The sequence below is a fragment of the Stenotrophomonas sp. 1L-E-5-B-C3 genome, from assembly GCF_057292075.1.
This window is the reverse complement of the sequence record NZ_JBXAWS010000017.1, coordinates 23,306-45,197: the sequence shown is the minus strand read 5'-3', so window position 1 is coordinate 45,197 and position 21,892 is coordinate 23,306. Positions and strand designations below refer to the sequence as shown.

19 protein-coding genes and 1 tRNA gene are annotated in these 21,892 nt (G+C 66.9%); 10 read left to right on the top strand and 10 right to left on the bottom strand.

What is annotated here, in order from left to right:
• Nucleotides 1-10 precede the first annotated feature (10 nt).
• A complete protein-coding gene (locus AC0Z6F_RS18455; RefSeq protein ID WP_006382403.1) occupies nt 11-796 on the bottom strand; it encodes a queuosine precursor transporter in 786 nt (261 codons plus the stop codon).
• A complete protein-coding gene (locus AC0Z6F_RS18450; RefSeq protein ID WP_006382401.1) occupies nt 793-1,476 on the bottom strand; it encodes a DUF502 domain-containing protein in 684 nt (227 codons plus the stop codon). The genes AC0Z6F_RS18455 and AC0Z6F_RS18450 overlap by 4 nt, the downstream gene beginning before the upstream one ends.
• A 76-nt stretch (nt 1,477-1,552) precedes the next feature.
• Between AC0Z6F_RS18450 and AC0Z6F_RS18445 the strand changes: the two genes are divergently transcribed.
• Nucleotides 1,553-2,866, top strand: a complete 1,314-nt coding sequence (locus AC0Z6F_RS18445; protein ID WP_485618096.1) for a hypothetical protein — start codon at nt 1,553-1,555, stop codon at nt 2,864-2,866.
• 8 nt (nt 2,867-2,874) lie between these two features.
• On the opposite strand, the gene AC0Z6F_RS18440 is transcribed toward AC0Z6F_RS18445, so the two are convergent.
• The 5 genes from AC0Z6F_RS18440 to trxA form a co-directional block, all read right to left on the bottom strand.
• Complete coding sequence (locus AC0Z6F_RS18440; protein ID WP_065724420.1) at nt 2,875-3,591, bottom strand: hypothetical protein; 717 nt, start codon at nt 3,589-3,591, stop codon at nt 2,875-2,877.
• 47 nt (nt 3,592-3,638) lie between these two features.
• A complete protein-coding gene (locus AC0Z6F_RS18435; RefSeq protein ID WP_006382368.1) occupies nt 3,639-4,091 on the bottom strand; it encodes a DUF4442 domain-containing protein in 453 nt (150 codons plus the stop codon).
• 74 nt (nt 4,092-4,165) lie between these two features.
• Entirely contained in the window at nt 4,166-5,797 is a 1,632-nt protein-coding gene (locus AC0Z6F_RS18430; RefSeq protein WP_485618098.1) for a CHASE2 domain-containing protein, read from the bottom strand.
• On the bottom strand, nt 5,794-7,494 hold the full coding sequence (locus AC0Z6F_RS18425; RefSeq protein ID WP_485618100.1) for a FecR family protein: 1,701 nt from the start codon (nt 7,492-7,494) through the stop codon (nt 5,794-5,796). The genes AC0Z6F_RS18430 and AC0Z6F_RS18425 overlap by 4 nt, the downstream gene beginning before the upstream one ends.
• A gap of 107 nt (nt 7,495-7,601) precedes the next feature.
• The gene (gene trxA / locus AC0Z6F_RS18420; protein WP_012511770.1) at nt 7,602-8,459 is read right to left on the bottom strand and encodes a thioredoxin; all 858 of its coding nucleotides are present in this window, start codon (nt 8,457-8,459) and stop codon (nt 7,602-7,604) included.
• A gap of 124 nt (nt 8,460-8,583) precedes the next feature.
• Here trxA and AC0Z6F_RS18415 point away from each other — a divergent pair, with 124 nt between their 5' ends.
• The 9 genes from AC0Z6F_RS18415 (at nt 8,584) to AC0Z6F_RS18375 (ending at nt 16,528) form a co-directional block, all read left to right on the top strand.
• Entirely contained in the window at nt 8,584-9,186 is a 603-nt protein-coding gene (locus AC0Z6F_RS18415; RefSeq protein WP_485618102.1) for a DUF998 domain-containing protein, read from the top strand.
• Nucleotides 9,187-9,291: 105 nt separating this feature from the next.
• A complete protein-coding gene (leuS, locus tag AC0Z6F_RS18410; RefSeq protein ID WP_485618104.1) occupies nt 9,292-11,934 on the top strand; it encodes a leucine--tRNA ligase in 2,643 nt (880 codons plus the stop codon).
• A 136-nt stretch (nt 11,935-12,070) separates the two neighbouring features.
• Complete coding sequence (locus AC0Z6F_RS18405) at nt 12,071-12,655, top strand: LPS-assembly lipoprotein LptE (RefSeq protein WP_012511767.1); 585 nt, start codon at nt 12,071-12,073, stop codon at nt 12,653-12,655.
• A 9-nt stretch (nt 12,656-12,664) separates the two neighbouring features.
• Entirely contained in the window at nt 12,665-13,702 is a 1,038-nt protein-coding gene (gene holA / locus AC0Z6F_RS18400) for a DNA polymerase III subunit delta (protein ID WP_012511766.1), read from the top strand.
• Between the two features lie 4 nt (nt 13,703-13,706).
• Nucleotides 13,707-14,372 carry a nicotinate-nucleotide adenylyltransferase gene (gene nadD, locus AC0Z6F_RS18395; protein ID WP_012511765.1) on the top strand — a complete coding sequence of 222 codons (666 nt, stop codon included), beginning with the start codon at nt 13,707-13,709 and terminating at the stop codon, nt 14,370-14,372.
• A gap of 58 nt (nt 14,373-14,430) precedes the next feature.
• Nucleotides 14,431-14,844: a ribosome silencing factor gene (gene rsfS / locus AC0Z6F_RS18390; protein WP_012511764.1), complete on the top strand. Its 414-nt coding sequence runs from the start codon at nt 14,431-14,433 to the stop codon at nt 14,842-14,844.
• Between the two features lie 64 nt (nt 14,845-14,908).
• Nucleotides 14,909-15,379 (top strand): 23S rRNA (pseudouridine(1915)-N(3))-methyltransferase RlmH, encoded by a 471-nt coding sequence (rlmH, locus tag AC0Z6F_RS18385; RefSeq protein WP_012511763.1) that lies wholly within the window; start codon nt 14,909-14,911, stop codon nt 15,377-15,379.
• A gap of 22 nt (nt 15,380-15,401) precedes the next feature.
• Nucleotides 15,402-15,478 (top strand) — tRNA-Asn (locus tag AC0Z6F_RS18380).
• 90 nt (nt 15,479-15,568) lie between these two features.
• The gene (locus AC0Z6F_RS18375) at nt 15,569-16,528 is read left to right on the top strand and encodes an alpha/beta hydrolase (protein ID WP_485618108.1); all 960 of its coding nucleotides are present in this window, start codon (nt 15,569-15,571) and stop codon (nt 16,526-16,528) included.
• Nucleotides 16,529-16,611: 83 nt separating this feature from the next.
• On the opposite strand, the gene AC0Z6F_RS18370 is transcribed toward AC0Z6F_RS18375, so the two are convergent.
• From AC0Z6F_RS18370 to AC0Z6F_RS18360, 3 genes are all read right to left on the bottom strand, one after another.
• A complete protein-coding gene (locus tag AC0Z6F_RS18370; protein WP_100435074.1) occupies nt 16,612-18,033 on the bottom strand; it encodes a basic amino acid/polyamine antiporter in 1,422 nt (473 codons plus the stop codon).
• Between the two features lie 138 nt (nt 18,034-18,171).
• Nucleotides 18,172-21,006, bottom strand: coding sequence for a TonB-dependent receptor (locus tag AC0Z6F_RS18365; protein ID WP_012511760.1), 2,835 nt, complete (start codon nt 21,004-21,006; stop codon nt 18,172-18,174).
• Nucleotides 21,007-21,206: 200 nt separating this feature from the next.
• The gene (locus AC0Z6F_RS18360) at nt 21,207-21,863 is read right to left on the bottom strand and encodes an energy transducer TonB (RefSeq protein ID WP_065724414.1); all 657 of its coding nucleotides are present in this window, start codon (nt 21,861-21,863) and stop codon (nt 21,207-21,209) included.
• Nucleotides 21,864-21,892: the final 29 nt, after the last annotated feature.

The window sequence follows — 21,892 nt, the reverse complement described above, 5'->3', positions numbered from 1 at the left end:
CGCTGGGGCTTCAGTCAGCCGCGGCGGCGGCACGCAATGCGGCGGCACGTTCGCTGCCCAGGTAGCGGGTAATCGCGCGCCGCATCAGGTACAGCAAGGGAATCAGCGCGATGGCAAAGCCCATCTTGTAGACGTAGTTGACGCTGCTGACCGCCAGGAACAACGAGGTCGGCCAGTGCTGCGGGCCGAGCACGAAGGCGATCCAGATCACCACGAAGCTGTCCACCACCTGCGAGATCGCGGTCGAGCCGGTCGCACGAAGCCACACATGGCGCTCGCCGGTGGCCTGGCGGATGCGGTGGAACACCGCCACATCGATCAGCTGGCCAAGCAGGAACGCCACCAGCGAACCGGCAATGGTCCACATGCCCTGGCCGAACACCGCCGCGAATGCAGCCTGGTAGTCGGGCACGCCGTGGCCGTTCATCGACGTGACCCACCAGCTGGCCGGTGCCAGCGAGATCGCTGCGAAGGCGAACAGGAAACCGTAGCCGATCAGCACCACCGCCAGCCACGAGATGAAGCGCACGCCGCGCTTGCCGAAGAACTCGTTGATGGTGTCGGTCATGATGAACACCACCGGCCACAACAGAGTGCCTGCGGTGAAGCTGAGCGAGCCGGTCTGGCCGAACAGGTTCCAGTTCAGCGGATCGATGCCGAGCGTGTCTTCGAGGGCGAAGATCTTCACCCCGATCAGCTCGGCCAGCACCGCGTTGCCGCAGAAGAACGCGGCCAACACGATGAACAGCAGGACCGCACGGTCCTGCAGCGGGCGCTCGATCGGCGCCGCGGTCATTCGGCGCGATCGCCGGCGCGGGTGAACGGCACGGTGGGCGGGGCAACCGCGCCGCCGGAGATGATGAAGCTCATCGCCTGGTCCACGGTCCAGTCGGTGGGGGTCAGCAGCTCGACCGGCACGATCTCCAGATAGCCCGAGGTCGGGTTCGGCGTGGTCGGCACATACACCGCGGCCAGCTCACGATCGGTGCCGTGTTCCTTGATGACCCGGGTCACCAGGCCGACCGACTTCATGTCGCGGTGCGGGAAGTCGATCAGCACCACGCGCTGGGTGCTGCCCGGCTCGGTCTGCAGCATGTCCAGCAGCTTCTTGGCGCTGTCGTAGATGATGCTGGCCAGTGGAATGCGCTTGATGACCGCGCCGACCCAGCGCAGCAGGCGCTGGCCGAGCACGCGGCGGCTGGCCACGCCCACCGCCAGGATCACCAGCAGGGTGGCGAGCAGGGCGATGGTGTCCTGGATCCACTCGGCACGGACCCAGCCGAGGTAATGCGGGAAGTTTGTCGCGATCTGCTCGGACAACGGCACCACCAGCGGGCTGGAAATGCCTGACAGCAGCACGAACACGAATTTGACCACCACCCAGGTCAGCCAGATCGGCAGCAGGGTCAGCAGGCCGGTCAGGAACAGGCGCTGCAGGGAGGGGCGGGGGACCAGGGCGGGGGCTTCGAGCGACATGCGCGCATTGTAGCGGTCACTGCCGGTCGATTACGCTGGGCGATCAACTGCGGCAACGGCACATGGAAGGGAAGCTGTGTTGAAGATTCTGCGCGGACTGGGCTGGACCCTGGGTGGCCTGCTGGTGCTGGCGATCGTGGTGTGGTGCGCCTCGCGCATGTGGCCCGTGCCCGAATCGAGGGTGCAGGCGCAGCATCGACTGGAGGCACGCCTGCCAGCGGCCGGGCGCAATGGCTATGCGCTGCTGTGGACGCTTCCGTTTGACGGGCTGGATGCCCGCCAGCGCGAGCAGGCGCTAGCCGAGGACGCGCGGCGCTGGGCGGCCGACCCGAGGGGCGGCGGCGTTGGCCAGACCCACCTGGCGGCCAGCCACGCCGAGCTGCACTCACGGCCGGGTGCCAGTTGCGGGCCGACCGCCAGCGACTGCCTGGCCCAGGTGCGCGCCGATCCGCAACGCTTCGTGGACGCCCATGCCGGGCATCAGCAGTTGCACACACGCTTGGACCAACTGGCTGAAGCGGACCACTTCGTGTCGCCGTTCCTGCCGAAGGGCGAGGGCATTCTCGTCCCGTTGCCGACCTATGGCCTGGTGGTGGACGCCACCAGCGCCCGCGCGCTGGCCTATGTGCAGGGCGACGTCGAGGGTGCGTTGCGCGGCAGTTGCCGTGGCCTGCAGCTGGGCCGTCGGCTGGTACCCGGGGGCAGTTACCTGGTCGAAAGCATCATCGGTGCCAACCTGGTCCAGGCCAACGCCCAGCTGCTGGCCGACATGCTGGCAGAACTGCCCCCCGACCATCCCTTGCCGGTCGAGTGCGAGAAGGCGATGCAGCCGATGCTGGCCGACGAACAGAGCCTGTGCCGCGCGATGCAGGGTGAGTACGCAATGAGCCGGGCAGCGATTGAAACCTCGGCGAGCGAATTCGGCGGCGTACTGGTGCTGGACCGCAGCAGCACCTTGGCACGCGTGGCCGGCAATCTCGGCTGGGCCTGTGGCGCCACCGCCAAGGCGGCGCTGGAAGCAGATCGACCGTTGCCGGTGCAGGCGCCGCCGCAGCGGGATTTCGGTTGCCTGTCCAACGTCATGGGGTGCGTATTGACCGACATTGCGGCGCCGGTCTATCCCGCGTATTCGTCCCGGACCCAGGATGCTGCGGCGATGCTGCGCCTGCTGGGGGCGCAGCGCTGGCTGCGGCAGCAGGCAGAAGAACCGACGGAGGCGCTGCAGCGGTTGCCCGCGCAGTTCCGCTCGCCGGTGCGCGTGCCGCAGCTGTCGGCCGATGGCAGCCGCCTGCAGGTGCCTCGCCGTTCGCCGCCGCGCAGCAATGATGAAAGCGCCTGGCTGTCGGTACCACTGAGCGCAGGTGCGCCTTCAGCCGCCGCACGCGACTGAGGGACGGCTCAGCCGCCGCCGGCCAACGGATCGAATCCCCAGCCATCGCCGACCGTTTCAAGCGTCCAGCGCCGGCTGCTGCGCAGCGGTTTCCAGCGCACGCTGTCGGTATCGGTCTCGATGCTGCCTTCAACCTGTTTCACCTTGCCGGTGGAAAAGTTGACGCTCAACGACTCGGTCTGCCCGGAGTTGCGCATCACCGAATCGCGGTCATAGCCGATGAGGGCGAAGGCGCCGTTCTGCCAGCGGAAGGTGAACGCGGTCGTGCCCATCGACCAGCTGCCTGCGCTGGCGAACGAAAACAACGCCACCCTCAGCGTGCCGCGCTGGATGCTGACCCCGCCGTCTTCGAGCGGATCGCTGAGCACGGGACTTTCCGGGCGCGGAATCAGCCTGTGGTCCTGCGCCGCGAGCACGTAGCCGGACGGGCGCGACCAGGCGATGGCGAGGATGCGCGGATTGCTGTCATACGGAGAGGGACCGAAGCCATCGTGCTCGATGACGTTGCGCGGATCCTGCTGGCGCAACACCAGCACCAGGTCGGCGCGACCATCCTGGTCGAGGTCACCTTCCAGTCGGGTTTCCAGCGTCCAGCCCTTGGGCACGAAGCCGGCCGCATCGGCCGCCTGCGCCGGCAGCGTCGGGTACTGCACCGGTGGCACATCCAGTGCGTGGGCGGCGAAGGATAGTGGGGTCAGCAGTGCAGCAAGGGCGAACGGGCGCATCGGAGCCTCCATGGCGGGGAGGCAGAGAATAGCGCCGATGCTGCCGATCAGCGTGCGTGTGGTTTCAGCCGCAGGTAGACCTGCTTGCGCACCTGTGCGACCACTTCGCCGCTTTCATCGACCACGTCGTTGCTGAACCAGCGCAGCACTTTGTCGCCGTTGGCCGCTTCGGCGCGCAGTTCGTCCAGCAGTGCGTCATCGATGCGGAACGACGTACGTACGGTGCCGCGGCCGGGCTTGAGGAAATCGATCGCACCGGCGCGGTCCCACACGTAGTAGTCGCGGCCGAGGATGTGCAGCAGGCCAAGCATCCAGAACGGATCGGTCATCGCAAACAGGCTGCCGCCGAAATGCGTGCCGACGTAGTTGCGGTTCCAGGGCCGCATGCGCAGTTCGACGTCGATCTGCCGGTAGTCCGGCGAGACCCGGGTGACGTGGATGCCGGTGAACAGGAACGGCGGCCAGAGGTTGATGCCGAAGCGGAACAGGCGGGCGTTCATGCGGGTCCGGGGGGCGCGGGGCGAGGTTTACAGTTTAACCATTCGCATGCGTATGTTATAGCCCGGGCCGGTGTTCAGGACGCACTGTCGATCACATAACCGTCGCGGCCGTTGGCCTTGGCCTGGTACAGGGCGGTATCGGCACCTTCGACGAAGTCGTGCGGTTGCAGTTCGCCGTCCGGCACGCGGGTGAACACGCCGATGGTGAGGGTGACGCCGGCGTCGGCGTCGCTGCTTTCACCGGGCGCCGGCAACGCCCGCACGCAGGCGATCAGGTCTTCGATCACCAGGCGCGCGCCTTCGGCTGGCGTATCCGGCAGCACCAGCGCGAATTCGTCGCCGCCATAGCGTGCGGCCATGTCGCGCGGGCGCCGTGCATGCGCACCGATCAGGCGCGCGACATCGCGCAGCACGCGGTCGCCGACCTGATGGCCGTGGCGGTCGTTGTGGCGCTTGAAATGGTCGACGTCGATCAGCGCCAGGCTCAGCGGCTTGCCACTGCGCCGCGCGGCATCGCATTCCTGCTGCAGCGACTGCTCGAAGCGCAGGCGGTTGCCGAGGCCGGTCAGCGCATCGCGGTTGGCCTGGCGGTGCCAGGCCGAAATCCGCCAGGTCGCCCAGGCCAGCAGCACCAGGGTAATGCCCAGCATGGCGCTGGCCGGGGCCCACCACAGGTCGCAGGCGCGCAGCAGCAGCCAGCTCAGCAGCGGCGCCAGCGGCAGCGAGCACAGCGCGGCCAGCCACGGCAGGCGCAGGCCGAGCAGGAGCACGCACAGTGCCACCAGAACGCCGCTGATGGCGTGCTGCCAGAGGCGGGGCAGCAGGTCGATCTGCTTGTGCTGCAGCAGCATCGAAGCGATGTTGGCCTGGTACTCGCTGCCACTCATCCAGAATTCGCGGGTGGTCGGGGTCAGCAGCCGCGGCGCGACGCCGCTGGCGGTCATGCCCACCACGATGCGACGGCCGTGCAGCATGGCCATGTCCACGTGGCCATCGAGCACGTCGGCGTAGGAAACCTGGGGCAGGCGTTCGGGCGGGCCGGCATAGCGCACCCGCACGTAGTCGTCGCGCCGCCATTGGTAGGGCGAGTTCACGCCCGGATCCGGATCGGGCAGCCCACGTACTGCGCCTGGCGGCAGATCGGCCAGGGCCAGCCCGAGTGCAGGCCAGTGCGCACGGCCGATGCCTGCGTGCAGGTACACGCCGCGGGCAACGCCATCGCCATCCACTTCGACGTCGGTATGGCCGATCGCCGCCGCGCTGGCTGCGATCCGTGGAATCGGCAGCATTTCCTCGGCCATGCGATCGCCGGCTGCGGGCGCCGCCAGGACCGGCAGCACCACCCGGCCGTTGCGCCGGATGGCCGCCGCCAGCTGTTCATCCTGGCGGCTGGCGCGGCGGTCAGGTTCGGACAGCATCAGGTCCAGCGCCACGCGCTCGGCACCGGCATCGGTCAGGCGATCCAGCAACCGTGCGTGGATCGAGCGCGGCCACGGCCACTGGCCGATGCGCTGCAGGCTGCCCTCGTCGATGGCCACGATCAGCACGCTGGGATCAGGGCGATAGTCCCAGTTGCCGACCATCGCGTCGTAGGCGGCTTCGTCCTGCCGCCACAACCATTGGCCTTGGCTGGCCACGATCGTCAGTATCCCTGCCAGCAGTGCCAGCACGATCCGCTTCGACCATGGAAGCGGCGACCGCCTCACAACAACAACCACAGCAGCAGGGCGCCACCACCGGCGCCGTAGCACAGGCGGCAGGGCAGCTTGATCTGCTGGGCAGGGGAATACTCGCCAGCGTGGCCGTCGTCGTCGATGTACTGCACGCGCACGTGCAGGGTGCCGCTCCACGGCCGCTTGAAGCTGACCTGCGGCTCGGTCACGGTTTCGTCGACGAGCGGCGCCTTGAAGTCGCCATGGCGATCCACCTGCACCCGGTAGCGCTGGCCCTCGCTACCGGCCTGCCAGCGCAGGGTCAGCTCACCATGCGCGGCTTCGGGTGGTTGCAGGGCGGGGTCGACCGGTTCATTGCTCAGTTGCAGCGGCAGTGCCTGGCCGTAGCGGCCCTGGTGCTCGTTGCCATCGCGCGAAGCCACCCGCCAGAAGTACTGGCCAGGAGGCAGTGGCTGTGCCAGGCGCAGGTCGGTGCTCTGAGTGGTCTGTTCCTGCAACGGCTGCTGGAAGGTCGGTTCGGCGGCGATCTGCAGCACGCTGCTGTGTGCGCCGGGGGCCTGGCTCCAGCGGAAACGCGGGCGGTCACTGTTGATCGTCTGGCCGTGCAGCGGTGCGACCGTCAACGGCGGTGGCGGCTGGTCGCTGAGTTCGAAGTCGGCACTGGCATCGAGGCCTTCCACGCCCTGGGCATCGACGGCGCGCAGCAGGATGCGCAGCTGGCCAGGTGGCAGGTCGCCGATCGACAGGCGGGTGTCGGTGGTGGTGGCGGCGAACAGCAGGATCTCCGGTGTCGCCGCCTGCACCACTTCAATGCGGTACTGCGCGGCGCCGTCGACCGGCTCCCAGGCCCGCCGGGTCGGCAGCGGCGCCAGGCGCAGCTCGTCATTGCGCAGCTGCGGCGCCGGCAGCAGGGCGGAGACCGCATCGGGCGCGCTGTCGGCGCTGCTGCTGCGGCTGGCCTGGCCGGGCTTGACCAGCTGCCGGCCATGGTTGTTGCCGACCTGTACCTTGCCCTGCAGGACTTCAGTGGCGGCAACATGGTGGGTGTCGCCGGCACTGACCCGGAACACAGTGCCGCGCACGCTGCTGGTAGCGGTGGGTGCGTCAATGATGTATCGCGATGCAGGGCCGCGGGCCGGCGTCACGCGGTTGCTGGCACGGCCCTGTTGCAGGCGCAGGCGGGTATCGACCATGCCGGTGTGGCCGTAGCGGCTGAGCTGATCCAGGCGCAGGCGGGAATATTCGCGCAACTGCAGGCGCGAGGCGTCGGCGAATTCGAGGGTGACGCTGGAATCGCCTTCGGTCTCGATGGTGTCACCGATGTGCAGCTGCTCGCCAGCCAGAATGGCGCGGGTAGCCCTGCCATCGGCGCCGGACAGCTCGACCTTGCCACGCACCGACAGCACGCGGGCCGGCGCCGGTTCGGTGCGCAGCCAGCTGATCGGGAAGCGCAGCAGCTGGCCAGGCGGCAGCTGGTAGGGGTTGTCGATGCGGTTGTGCTGCTGCAGCTGCTGCCAGCGTACCGAAGGCTTCAGGTACACGCCACCCAGGTCCCACAGGGTATCGCCGGGCCGGACCCGGTAGTTCCAGTCCTGGGCCGCGGCCACGGCCGGCAGCAGGAGAAGGGCGCAGAGCAGCGCACCCTGGAAGCGCATGGCAAACGACAGCGAGCGGACGAAGGTCACAGTTGGCAATCCCGGCAATGCGGGGGCGCAGCTGCAAGACCCCATGGCCCCGACCTCATCCCCCCGAACGGATCGTGGCGACCGTACGGCCGCCATCCCGCGCATTATTGCCCGCGTTCAATGCAGGGATTCTGAACGAAGCGGGCTCCCGTTCAGAACAGCAGGGACGCCATCCGGCGGCGGTACCGCCCGACCAGGTCCTCGTCGGAGATCACATTGAAGGCGTCGATCAGCGCTTTGCGCGGCAGCCCTTCCTCGAAACTGCGATCGATCCGCAGCATTTCCAGGAACTGTTCCAGCGCAGCCTCGTCGTGGCCACCAAGCAGCAGCTGCACACCACGCAGGTGGCGGGCCTTGAGGTCCTTGCCGTCGGCGGCGATACGCGCTTCCAGCACTTCGGCGGCCGGGGCATCCTTCAGCGCAGCGGCGAAGGCCAGGCGGGCGCGGCCACGCACGGCGCGGTCGTCGGTGGCCAGGTTGGCCGGCAGGCCATCGATCAGCGTGGCGGCTTCGTCCACGCCGCCGATCTGCAGCAGGGCCAGGGCCAGGTCCAGCCTCAGCTCGTCCTTGTCCGGCTCGGCGGCGATCTGCGCACGCAGCACGTCCACCTGTGCCTGCGGGTCCAGCGGCGCTTCGTCCTCGGTGATGGTGTTGCCAACGTCGGCCGGCACCACGCCGTGCTGGGCCAGGAACTCACGCAGCTGGCCTTCGGGAATGGCGCCGGGGAAGCCATCCACCAGTTGGCCGCCCTTGACCAGGAACACGGTGGGCACCGAGCGGATCTGGAAAGCGGCGGCGATCTGCTGTTCGGCGTCGACATCGACCTTGGCCAGCTCGAAGGCGCCGTTGTACTCAGCGGCCAGCTTTTCCAGCATCGGCCCCAGGGTCTTGCACGGCCCGCACCAGGTCGCCCAGAAGTCCACCAGCACCGGGGTCTGCAGCGACTTCTGCAGGACTTCGGCCTCGAAAGTCGCAGTGGTGGCGTCGAATACGTAGGTCGTCTCGGTCATGGGGGAGGCATCGTTTGGCGTCTGGAGACCGATTCTATGGTGACGATCGATGCCGGTCTCAACCCGGGTTGCGGCAAATACCTGACAATGCGGCCTTCCCATAGACGTCGTTCCCGGAGCCCGCATGTCGCCCCTGTCACCGTTGCTGCGCCTGTCCGGTCTGGCTGCCGCGCTGTTGTTCGTAGTAGCGGCGCTGGGTTTCGGCGCCGTCCTGGACGGCTACGCGCAGGCGCGCCACCCGGTGGCGCTGCTCGGTGCGCAGGGCGTGCCGCACGCGCTGGCCTTCAATCTGCTGGGCTTCGTGCTGCCGGGCCTGCTGGCGGTGGTGGTGGCCGAGTGCCTGCGCCGGCGCCTGCCGGCCACGGCCGGTTGGGCGCCGCGGGTCGGCAGCCAGATGCTGCTGCTGGCTGGGCTGGCGTTCGCCGCGATGGGCCTGCTGCCGCTGGACGTGGACGATCTGCACGGGCCGGCCAGCCAGCTGCACGCCAGTGCCTGGATGGTCTGGGTGCTGGGCTTCGTCGCGGGCACCCTGTTGCTGGGCATCTCCCAGCTGCGCCAGACGCACGGCCGCGCGTTGGGCGGGGTGGCGGTTGCCTGCGGCGTGCTGGCGACGCTGGCCGCCTTCGCCCTGCAGGGCGTACTGACGGCACCACTGGCGCAGCGGGTCGCTTTTGCCTGCTGGGCGGTCTGGCTGGCGCTGGCCCTGCCGCTGTCGCGGCCACGCTGAGACAGGTTCCGGGCGCTGCCGGCGCCTGCATCGGGCGGGCGGGATTGGAGCCATTTGCCGCACTGCGGTACGCTGTACCGCTTTGCCGCCGCAACCGCGTGTTACATGACCAGCGTCGAACCCAACGTTTACGATCCGCAGCAGGTTGAATCCGCCGCCCAGCAGTACTGGGATGCCACCCGTGCCTTCGAGGTCGATGAAGCCTCGGACAAGCCGAAGTACTACTGCCTGTCGATGCTTCCGTACCCGTCCGGCGCGCTGCACATGGGTCATGTGCGCAACTACACGATCGGCGACGTGATCAGCCGCTACAAGCGCATGACCGGCCATAACGTGCTGCAGCCAATGGGCTGGGACGCATTCGGCCTGCCGGCGGAAAACGCTGCGATCAAGAACAAGACCGCGCCGGCGGCGTGGACCTACAAGAACATCGACCACATGCGGACCCAGCTGAAGTCGCTGGGCTACGCCATCGACTGGTCGCGCGAATTCGCCACCTGCCGCCCGGATTACTACGTCCACGAGCAGCGCATGTTCACCCGCCTGATGCGCAAGGGCCTGGCCTACCGCCGCAACGCGGTGGTGAACTGGGACCCGGTCGACCAGACCGTGCTGGCCAACGAGCAGGTCATTGATGGCCGCGGCTGGCGCTCCGGTGCGCTGGTCGAGAAGCGCGAGATCCCGCAGTGGTTCCTGCGCATCACCGACTACGCCCAGGAGCTGCTGGACGGCCTGGACGAGCTGGACGGCTGGCCGGAATCGGTCAAGACCATGCAGCGCAACTGGATCGGCCGTTCCGAGGGCCTGGAAATCCAGTTCGACGTGCGTGATGTCGACGGTGGCGTGCTGGATCCGCTGCGCGTGTTCACCACCCGTCCGGACACCGTGATGGGCGTGACCTTCGTGTCGATCGCCGCCGAGCATCCGCTGGCGCTGCACGCAGCGAAGAACAACCCTGAACTGGCGGCACTGCTGGCCGACCTGAAGCAGGGCGGCGTGTCCGAGGCCGAGCTGGAAACCCAGGAAAAGCGCGGCATGGATACCGGCCTGCGCGCCATCCATCCGGTCACCGGCGAACAGGTGCCGGTGTGGGTCGCCAACTTTGTGCTGATGGGTTACGGCACCGGTGCGGTGATGGCCGTTCCCGGCCATGACCAGCGTGACAACGAAGTGGCCAACAAGTATGGCCTGCCGATCGTGCAGGTCATCGCGCTGAAGGATCCGCGCAGCGAAGAAGAGCGCAGCTGGGACGCCACCCGCTGGCAGGACTGGTACAGCGACAAGAGCCGTGCCTTCGAGCTGGTGAACTCAGCCGAGTTCGACGGCCTGGACTTCCAGGGCGCCTTCGAAGCCCTGGCCGAGCGTTTCGAGCGCAAGGCGCAGGGCCAGCGTCGCGTCAACTACCGCCTGCGCGACTGGGGCGTGAGCCGTCAGCGCTACTGGGGCTGCCCGATTCCGGTGATCTACTGCGCCAAGTGCGGTGCGGTGCCGGTGCCGGAAGAACAGCTGCCGGTGGTGCTGCCGGAAGACGTGGCGTTCGCCGGTACCGGCTCGCCGATCAAGACCGATCCCGAATGGCGCAAGACCACCTGCCCGGACTGCGGCGGCGCGGCCGAGCGCGAAACCGACACCTTCGACACCTTCATGGAGTCGAGCTGGTACTACGCCCGTTACACCTCGCCGGGTGCGCGCGATGCGGTGGACAAGCGCGGCAACTATTGGCTGCCGGTCGACCAGTACATCGGCGGCATCGAGCACGCGATCCTGCACCTGATGTACTTCCGCTTCTACCACAAGCTGCTGCGCGACGCGCGGATGGTGGACAGCAATGAACCGGCACGCAACCTGCTGTGCCAGGGCATGGTGATCGCCGAAACCTATTACCGCCCGAACCCGGATGGTTCCAAGGACTGGATCAACCCGGCCGATGTGGACGTGCAGCGTGACGAGCGCGGCCGCATCACCGGTGCCACCCTGATCGCCGACGGCCAGCCGGTGGTGGTCGGTGGCACCGAGAAGATGTCCAAGTCGAAGAACAACGGCGTGGACCCGCAGGCGATGGTCGGCAAGTACGGCGCCGACACCGTGCGCCTGTTCTCGATGTTCGCTGCGCCGCCGGAACAGTCGCTGGAGTGGAACGAAGCGGGCGTGGATGGCATGGCCCGATTCCTGCGTCGCTTGTGGGCGCAGGTACAGAAGCACGCTGCCGACGGTGCCGCACCGGCGCTGGACGTGGCCGTGCTGGATGCCAGCCAGAAGGCGCTGCGCCGCAAGACCCATGAAACCATCGGCAAGGTCGGCGACGACTACGGCCGCCGTCACAGTTTCAACACCGCCATCGCTGCAGTGATGGAGCTGATGAACGCGCTGGCCAAGTTCGACGATGGCAGCGACCAGGGCCGTGCGGTACGCCAGGAAGCGCTGCAGGCCATCGTACTGCTGCTCAACCCGATTACCCCGCACGCCAGCCACACGCTGTGGCAGGTGCTGGGCCACGGCGAGACGCTGCTGGAAGACCAGCCGTTCCCGCAGGCCGACGCCGCCGCGCTGGTGCGCGATGCGCTGACCCTGGCCGTGCAGGTCAACGGCAAGCTGCGTGGCACCATCGAGGTGGCGGCCGACGCCCCGCGCGAACAGGTCGAGGCGTTGGCGCTGGCCGAGCCCAACGCGGCCAAGTTCATGGAAGGCCTGACGGTGCGCAAGATCATCATTGTCCCGGGCAAGATCGTGAACATCGTCGTCGCCTGATGCTTCCCGCACCGGCCGCCCACGGGTGGCCGGTGCTCTTTCCGGTGCAGGGCCAGGCACTTGATGGCCCTGCATTCACGCGGCTTCGGGCAGGCTGTGTGTTGCCGTGATCGCCCGGCTCCGCCAGACTGTCTCCATGACCCGAATCCTGCTTGCCCTCGTTCTTGCCCTCGGCCTTGCCGGCTGCGGTTTCCATCTGCGCAACAAGCTGATGCTGCCGACCGATACGGCACCGGTGAAGGTGGTTTCCACTGCGCCGTACAGCGAACTGGTCAAGCTGCTCAACCGCAACCTGCTGGCGTCCGGCGCCAGGCTGGCCGATGAGGACAGCAAGGAGCCCAGCACCCAGTTGCAGGTACTGTCCGAACGCTGGGGCGATCTGCCGATTGCCATCGACTCGCAGGGCCGTGCACAGGAATACAGCCTGCGCTATGCGGTGATCTTCATCTTCCGCCGCGAGGATGGCAGCGATCTGGTGCCGCAGCAGGTGATCGAGCTGTCGCGCGACTACGTGTCGCCGCCGACCGACGCCACCGGTACCACCACCGAACGCGAAATCCTGGCCACCGAGCTGCGCCGGGAAATGTCCGCTTCGATCATCCGCCGCATCGACAGCGTGGTCCGCGCCGAGATCGAGAAGGGTGGCAGCCTGTCTGCACCGAAGACCCCGCCGGTCGAGGATGCGGTCCCGGCCGCTCCGGCCCCTGCAGTGAAGCACTGAGCCGCGACGATGGAACTGCGTCCGGAGCAGCTGGCCAGCCAGGGCGCTGACACCCCGCTGGCGCCGGTCTATCTGATTGCCGGGCCGGAAACCCTGCGCGTACTGGAGGCGGCGGATGCCGTCCGCGCGCGTGCACGTGCCGCCGGCATCGGCGAGCGCGAGGTGTTCGACGCGGACGGTCGCGATTTCGACTGGAACCAGCTTGACGCAACGTTCAACGCGCCCAGCCTGTTCAGCGCCCGCCGCCTGGTCGAGGTACGCCTGCCCAGCGGCAAGCCGGGCAAGGACGGGGCGGAGGTGATCAGCCAGTTCTGTGCCAACCCGGCGCCGGACGTGGTGCTGATGATCACCGCCAACGAATGGAGCAAGGCCCATCAGGGCAAGTGGGCCGAGGCGGTCAATCGCATCGGCGTGCTGTCGGTGGCCTGGGCGATCAAGCCGCACGAACTGCCGGACTGGATCGAGCGCCGCCTGCGTGGCAAGGGCCTGCGTGCCGATCCGGCCGCGGTGCAGCGGCTGGCCGAACGGGTGGAAGGCAACCTGCTGGCTGCCGCGCAGGAAATCGACAAACTGGCGCTGCTGGCCGATGGCCAGCCGCTGGATGTGGAACGGATGGAGTCGCTGGTGGCCGATGCGGCCCGCTACGACGTGTTCCGGCTGGTGGAAGCCACCTTCTCCGGGCAGGCGCCGGCGGTGCTGCGCATGCTGGCCGGCCTGCGTGGTGAAGGCGAAGCCGTGGCTGCACTGATGCCGATCGTGATCCGTGAACTGCTGGCCGGTGCCGGCCTGGCACGGGTGCAGGCGCGTGGCGGCAACCTGGCCGCCGAAATGAAGTCCCGTGGCATATGGGAGTCGCGGCAGGCGCCGTACAAGCGCGCGCTGCAGCGGCACCCGGAAGGCAAGCGCTGGGAACGCTTCGTGGCGGAGGCCGGGCTGGTCGACCGCATCGCCAAGGGCCGCGCCGACGGCGATGCCTGGCTGGCGCTGGAGCGCCTGCTGGTGGCCGTGGCCGAACCGCGTGCCGTGCGCCTGCTGGCGCGGGCCTGAGCCAATGAGCCTGCGGATCTATTACGGGGGCACCTTTGATCCGGTGCACCTCGGCCACCTGGCGATCGCACGCGCCGCGCGAGACGAACTGCAGGTGGCGGTGCGCATGCTGCCCGCTGCCGACCCGCCACACCGTGCGCTGCCCGGTGCCACCGCCGAACAGCGCTGCACCATGCTGTCGCTGGCCATTGGCGACGAGCCGGGCCTGCTGTTGGATCGCCGCGAACTGGATCGCGCTGCGCGCTTTCCCGGCCGCCCGTCCTATACCGTCGATACCCTGCGCGACCTGCGCGGGGAACTCGGTCCCAGCAGACCGCTCGCCTGGCTGGTGGGGGCCGACAGCCTGCTTGGCCTGCCCAGCTGGCACGAGTGGGAAGCCCTGTTCGGGTTGGCCCATTTCGTGGTGGCAGAGCGCCCCGGCAGCCCGTTGCAGGCTTCGGTGGACGGCGAGCTGGGCCGGGCACTGGAGGGGCGCTGGACCGACAGCGAGCAGGCCCTGTTTGCCAGCCCGGCCGGGCGTATCCTGCGCCTGCACCACCCCCTGCGCGCGGAATCGGCCAGTGCCGTGCGTGCGCAGATTGCCGGCTCCGGCCCCTGGCGGGCGCTGTTGCCACCGGCCGTGGCCGACTATGTCGCTGCACACGGCCTGTACCGCCCGGCCACGCCGTGAATGGCGCGGCCGCAGCATCCCCGTATAATCGCCCCTACGTTTATCGAGTCGATCCACTTTGAGCAACCAGACCCAGCCCCAGACCATCAAGGTCGATCTGCCCAGCCCGCCGCCGTCCGTGCCGGAACTGCTGGCCAGCGTCCGCCAAGCCACTGAAGACCTGAAGGCCAAGGACCCGGTCGAGATCGACGTGCGTGGCCGCTCCAGCGTTGCCGACTACATGGTGGTCGTGTCGGGTACGTCGACCCGCCACGTCAAGTCGATTGCCGATGAAGTCGTGCGTTTTGCCAAGAAGATCGATGTCATGCCGCTGGGTGTGGAAGGCGAGCGCGAGGCCGAGTGGGTGCTGGTGGACCTGGGCGACGTGATCGTCCACGTGATGCTGCCGCGCGTGCGAGAGTTCTATGCGCTCGAGCGCCTGTGGACCGTCGGCGACCAGCCGCCGTCCCGCGACGACGACGAAGTGGCCTGAGCCACACGTTGATGCACCCCTTCGACGGCGCCGATGGCGCCGTCGACGTTTTGGAGGACCGTTGATGAAAGCCCGACTGATCGCTACCGGCGAACGCGCACCCAGCTGGGTCGCGCAGGGTTTCGCCGAGTACCAGAAGCGTCTTTCGCACTGGCTGCCCTTCGAACTGGTGGAAATCGAGCCGGGCCTGCGTGGCAAGGGCCGTGATCCGCGCCGCGCCACCGAGGATGAAGGCAAGCGGGTGATCGCTGCGCTGCCGAAGAATGCCTACGTGGTGGCGCTGGATGTACCGGGTCGCCAGCTCAGTTCCGAGCAGCTTGCACAGCGCTTGGAACATTGGCGCGGGCAGGGCAGGGATCTCGCATTCCTGATCGGTGGGCCGGAAGGACATTCGCCGGAGGTCTCGGCGCTGGCCGATGAGAAGTGGTCGATCGGCCCGCTGACCCTGCCACACATGCTGGTACGGCTGGTGGTGGCCGAACAGCTGTATCGCGCTGCGGCGATGTTGGCAAATCACCCCTACCATCGCGCGTGAAGAGTGGTTATACTGGTCGTCTGCCCGAATAGCTCAGCCGGTTAGAGCACTTGACTGTTAATCAGGGGGTCGTTGGTTCGAGTCCAACTTCGGGCGCCACCTTGAGAAACCTGCATCGCGAGATGCAGGTTTTTTTTTGCGTCGATTGTCCGGCCCTACAATCCTTCTTCATCCATAGGGAAGTCGGATATGCGTGCGTCTGTCATTGCCATTGCAGTGCTGCTTGCATTGTCGCCCTGCGCGGCGATGGCGGTAACGCCGACCTGGCAGCCACCACCGGGCAGCACCGAGATGCCGCTGTGGCCGCCGGGCAAGGTAACGGCACCACCGAAACTGAAAGGGCCCGAAGAGCTCAGGGATACCATCTCGAAAGCCAGCGGCGAACGCTGGGCGATGCTGCAGAACGTGGCCGTGCCGACGCTGACTGTGTTTCCCGCCAAGGGTGGTGGCAACGGGACGGCGGTGTTGGTGGTGCCCGGCGGAGGCTACCGTGTGTTGGCGATGGATCTGGAAGGCAGCGAGATCTGCGACTGGTTGACCGGCCAGGGCATCACCTGCGCGCTGCTGAAGTACCGTGTGCCGGCATCGCGGCCGAACTGGGATAGCGACTGCAACTGCCGGGACATTCCAGCGGTGCCGATGGCGCTGCAGGATGCACAGCGTGCGATGGGCCTGCTGCGTGCGCAGGCAGAGCGCTGGAAGATTGATCCGAAGCGGGTGGGGGTCATCGGCTTTTCCGCCGGTGGCCACGTGGTGGCTGGATTGAGCACGCATGACGCGCGCAGCTACGTTGCGGTCGATGCCGCAGATGCGCAGCCGAGCCGCCCGGATTTCGCGATGGTGATGTACTCCGGGCATCTGTGGACCGGTGCGAAGCACGGGCTGTCGCTGGCCGGCGACATTGTCGTGGATGATGCGGTGCCGCCGACCTTCATCGTGCAGGCGACCGATGACCCAACCGATGACGTGCGCGAATCATTGACCTATTACCGTGCGCTGATCGGCGCGGGCGTGCCGGTGGAAATGCATCTGTTTGCGCGTGGCGGCCATGCCTTCGGCCTGCGTGTGAAGGACGCGCCGGTGGCGGAGTGGCCGCATCTGGCCGAACGCTGGATGCGCGATATCGGCATGCTGCCCAGGGTCTTGTAGAGTCGAACCATATGGAGCCGCTCTGCTTCGTAGCGTCGAGCAAGCTCGACTCTACCCAGCAGCAGCCGAGCGCGGGCTCGGCTCTACAGTGTCAGTGCTCCTCGCCAGAACGCCGCCAGCGTAGCAACCGCCACAACCAGGATCGCAGCGAACAGCACCCATTCCCAGCGCGTGAATACCTGATCGCCGCGCTGGTGCCGGGTCAGCGCGAACAGCACCACGCCCGGCACATACAGCAGCACCGACAGCAGCAGGTTGTCGAGGCCGCCGGCATATACCAGCCACAGTGCATACGCGCTGGCCAGCAGCGCAACCGCGAAATCGCGCCAGCGCACACCCGGCTCACCGGCGTAGGCGTGACCGCGCCAGGCCAGCTGCACACCGAACGCGGTGGACAGGAAATATGGCACCAGGCTCATCGATGCGGCCAGCAGCACCAGTCCGGTGTAGCTGCCGGAATTGACCAGCACCAGCAGCAGGAACAACTGGATCAGCCCGTTGCTCAACCAGAGTGCATTGGCCGGCACACCGCGCGCGTTTTCGCGGCCGAGGAATGCGGGCATCGTGCCATCGCCTGCGGCAGCGTACAGCACTTCGGCGCACAGCAGCACCCAGGCCAGCAGCGCACCCAGCACGGAAATGATCGAGCCGACGATGATCACCGTCGCGCCCCATTCGCCGACGATGGCGCGCAGCACATAGGCCATCGACGGATTGGGCAGGCCTGCCAGTTCCGCCTGTGACAGCACGCCCATCGACAGCAGGCTGACCAGCACCAGCAGCAGCCACACACCCACGAAGCCGATCACCGTAGCGCGGCCGACATCGGCGCGGCGGGCGGCGCGACGTGAGTAGATGCTGGCGCCTTCGATGCCGATGAACACCCAGACGGTGACCAGCATCATGCCGCGCAGCTGCTGGCCGAGATCGCCGAGTGCAGGCGTGCCGAAGAAATCGGCACGGAACACGTCGAGACGGAACGCACCGGCAGCAAGCACCAGGAACAGTGCGATCGGCAACAGCTTGGCCACCGTCACCAGTCCGTTGACGATGGCGGCAGTACGCAGGCCGCGCAGCACCAGCAGGTGTACGGCCCACAGCAGCAGCGACGAGGCCGCCACCGCGGCCGGGGTATTGCCTTCACCGAAGACGGGCATGAAGTGGCCAAGCCCGCTGAAGATCAGTACGAAGAAGCTGGCATTGCCCAGTACCGAAGCGACCCAGTAGCCCCACGCTGCGGAAAAGCCGATGTAGTTGCCGAAGCCTTCGCGCGCATAGGCATAGATGCCGGTATCCAGGTCCGGGCGGCGGTTGGCCAGGGCCTGGAACACGAAGGCCAGCATCAGCATGCCGGCGCCGCTCAGCGCCCAGCCGATCAGCGCAGCGGCCGGGCCGGCGCTGCGCGCCACGTTCTGCGGCAATGAAAATATTCCTGCGCCTACCATCGAGCCGACCACCAGTGCGATCAACGCGGGCAGGCCCAGGCGTTGCGATGTCGCGGCCATGGAAATCCCCTGCGGCGGTGATGCCGCGTGCACACGGTAGCCATGTGCTTGTGAACATGCCTGCAAGGGGCAGAACGACGAAGGCCCGGGCAGCTGCCCGGGCCTTCGAAGGTACTGCGTTGACGGATGGTGCCTGTATTACTTGAAGGTGTACTTGGCACCGACGGTGAAGTAACGACCGATGGCACCGCTGAAGTGCAACGGGTTGTAGTTCACGCCGCCGTAGGTGGACGGATCCAGCGGCGCAATCCGATCGAACACGTTCTGCACCGAGGCATTCAACTCGAACGCGTCAGTGATGTTCCAGCGGCCCGACAGGTCGAACGTGGTGAACGAGGAGATCTTCTTGACGTCGGTGCCGTCCGCATACGCGAACAGATACGAGCCGTCCGGACCACGGAAGTCCTTGTTGTCCATCTTCGAGATGTAGTTGGCGACACCGCTGACGCTCCACGGGCCCTGCCGCCAGGTGGTGCCGAAGTTGATGCGGTCCTTCGGCGTGCCGATGCAGTTGGTCACGTCGCAGTTGCCGTGAGTACCCGCGTAGTCAACCGTCACGTCGGCATCGGTGCGCTCGAACTTGAGCACATGGCTCCACTGCAGATCCATCTCCAGCTGACCCGGACCGATGTCGAAGGTCTGGCGGATATCGGTATCGATACCCCGTACCCGGGTCGATGCGGCGTTGATGTACTGCGTGTTGACCGCCAGGATGCTGCCGGTGCCGGGTACGCCATTGAGCAGGTTGGTGTCACGCAGTACGTTGCCGGCAGCAATTGCCTCGGCAGTGCTGCCCTGGGCAATTTCGTTGGTGCGCTTGATCTGCCAGGCATCGATGGTCAGCGAGGTCGTGGACGTCGGCTGCAGGACGATACCCACCGAGTAGCTCTTCGACTCTTCCGGCTTCAGGTCCTTGTTCGGGCGGGTGATGATGGCGACCGGCAGGGCGCCACAGTCGTCACCGTTTGCACCTGGTGCCGGGTTGCCGCCCGGGCAGCGCACCGGATCGGATGCATTGGAGAACGCTGCCAGGCCGCCATCGCCGTTCTCGGCCGGGTTCGGTGCACGGAAGCCTTCGGCATAGCTGCCGCGCAGTGCGATCCAGTCGGCCGGTGTCCACTTGATGCCGATCTTCGGTGTGGCCTTGCCTTCGCCGCTTTCATACTTGTCGTAGCGCACAGCACCGGACAGTTCCAGGCTTTCCAGCACGGGGGCCGACAGTTCGACGTAGCCGGCGTACACGTTCTGCGTGCCGTCATAGGCCGAGTAGCCCAGACCAATGATCTGGCCCTTGTCGGTGTAGGTCTGCGGGGTCAGGCTGTTGCTGGTCTTGCGCCATTCAGTACCCAGTGCCAGGCCCAGCGGGCCGCCCTTGAGGTCCATCAGGCTGCGCGACACGGTGAAGTCGAACATGTCCAGGCTCGACTTGGCGCGGGCGCTGATATCCGGCGAGATGAAGTCGTACAACGCCTGCGAGTTCATGCCCGCGTTGTCACCGATGCGCCAAACACCACCGGCGCAGTTCGGATTGGCCAGTGCGCAACGTACGTTGTCGTAGTTGAGGAAACCGGTGCGCTTGTTGACCAGGTCGGTGCCGGAGTGCAGGTATGCGGTGTCGTAGCTCCAGTCACCCCAGTTGCCCTTGACGCCGACCAGGAAGCGAGTGAACTCGTTGGTGTTGTTGGTCACGCGCGGACCGACATCCCATGCCGAATAGCGCAGGCGCGAGGCCTGGCCCGGGATCGGATTGTCCGGGTGGTTGGGGCCGAGCACGACCGCGCCCGGGCCGCTGTTGCCGTTGACGGGACCCTCTGGGAAACCCCAGCTGCCGGATACGCCGGAAGGTGTATTGCTGAAGGTCGTTTCCTTCTTCGAGTAGCCGATTTCGGTGTAGATCTCACCCCCTTCACCAAAGGCGAAGCTGGCGCGACCGAACACGTTGATGTACTTCTCTTCAGGGGTCAGGTCGCGATACAGCTGGTTCGGATCCCACAGGCAGCCCTGCGCCTGTGCCGAGGCTTCGGTCTGACCCGGAATCGTGGTCAGGCCAGCACAGCCCGGCAGTGCGACCAGGAAGGCGGGGTTCTCCTTGGTTACATTGCGATCGTCATACACCGAACCGTTCGGACCGACGCCACCCCGGGTCTTGCCGCTGAGGAAGGCGCCGCCCAGGAACTGGGCGTTGTTGCCATAGCCCCACGGGCGGGTATCGCCGGTACCGATCCACTTGCGGTTCTTGCGGTCGCTGATCTTGATCGCGTCGGTCTTTGCCACATCCAGGCTGAAGAATGCATTCCAGCCATCGGTGGCGAGGTCGCCGGTACCGGCGGTCAGGGTCGCCTTCTTCGCGTCGCCATCGCCGTCGCCGGAAACGCCGTAGGAACCGCGAAGGATCGCACCCTGGAAATCGCTGCGCAGGATGATGTTGACCACGCCGGCGATGGCGTCGGAGCCATAGATCGCCGAGGCGCCATCCTTCAGCACTTCAACGCGTTCAACGGCGTCGAGCGGGATGGTGCTCAGGTCGGTGAAGACCTTCTGGCCGTCATCGGCCAGGCCATAGGTGGCCATGCGGCGGCCATTCAGCAGGACAAGGGTCGAACCCGCGCCCAGACCACGCAACGAAATGCCGGCGCCACCGCCGGCGAAGCCGTTGCCGAAGGTCTTGGGAATGGAGCCGGAACCATCGGCAGTCAATGTCTGCAGGTATTCAGCAACCGTGGTCTTGCCGGTACGGTCGATTTCCTGGCGGGTCACCACCTGCACCGGGGACGGTGTTTCGGTGTTGGTGCGCGGAATGTTCGAGCCGGTGACCGTGATCCGGTCCAGGTTGGTGGCCTTTTCCTGCGCGAAGGCGGAGGTGGAAGCCACGGCGCCAACCAGCAGCAGGGTGCCGCCGGTAAGGATATGGGTGATGGACGATGCCAGGGTGGAGCGGCGGCGGCTGGCGGGCCGTTGGATCGGGTGTTTCACAGCTTCTCTCCTAACTGGAAAACCTTAGCGTTGAGGGCTGTCTCCGGAAGGTTCCGGGACGGGCCAATCTAGGTTTCCAGCGGGTGACGAAGTCGTGAAATTTTGCTTAATCCGTAACGTTTAAGGACGGACTTTGCTGAATCTGGCATTTCGACCTTCCAGGCCGACCCGGCGGGTGCCGGGCCGGCGCTCGGAGAGGCTCAGTCCGGCAGCGAGAACTGCACCGGCACCAGGCCGATGGCCGGCACTGCCACGCCTTCACGCTGGGCGGGTTCGAAGCGCCAGTGCTTCAGTACCTGCTGGCGTGCGGCCTGGTCCAGGCTGCGCGAGCCACTGCTGCGCTCGATGCTGACCACCACCGGTTGACCGCTGTTGTCCACTTCCACCCGCAGCAGCACCGTGCCCTGCTCGTGGTTGCGCAGCGCCGGAACCGGGTAGGTCGGCGGCGGGGCGCTGCGATACTGCAGTTGGGCACCGGCCAGCGGCGTCGAGCTATCGATGCTCGGGGCCGCCTGCACCGGCGCAGGATCAGCAGCAGGCAGGACGATGCCCTGTGCCTCCTCGACGGTGGCGGTGGGGGCGGGCAATGGCGTGGGCACGGTCTGCTGCCGTGGTTCGGCCTTGACCTGTACCTGTTCCGGGTCAGTGGGCAGCTTGGGCGGCTCCGGTGGTCTGGGCTGTTCCTTCGGGATCAGGCGCACCGTGGTGTTGTCGCGGGGCAGTGCGGTGACGGCCTGGTAGGTCGCCGGGATCAGCAACATCAGCAGCGCGATCAGATGCAGGGCGATGGCCGCGCTCCAGGCGGCAACGCGGGCGGGGTCGAAGTGCGGGGATGCAACGGGATACGTACGAACCATGGTCCACCTCCATGCCAGTGACGAAGTCC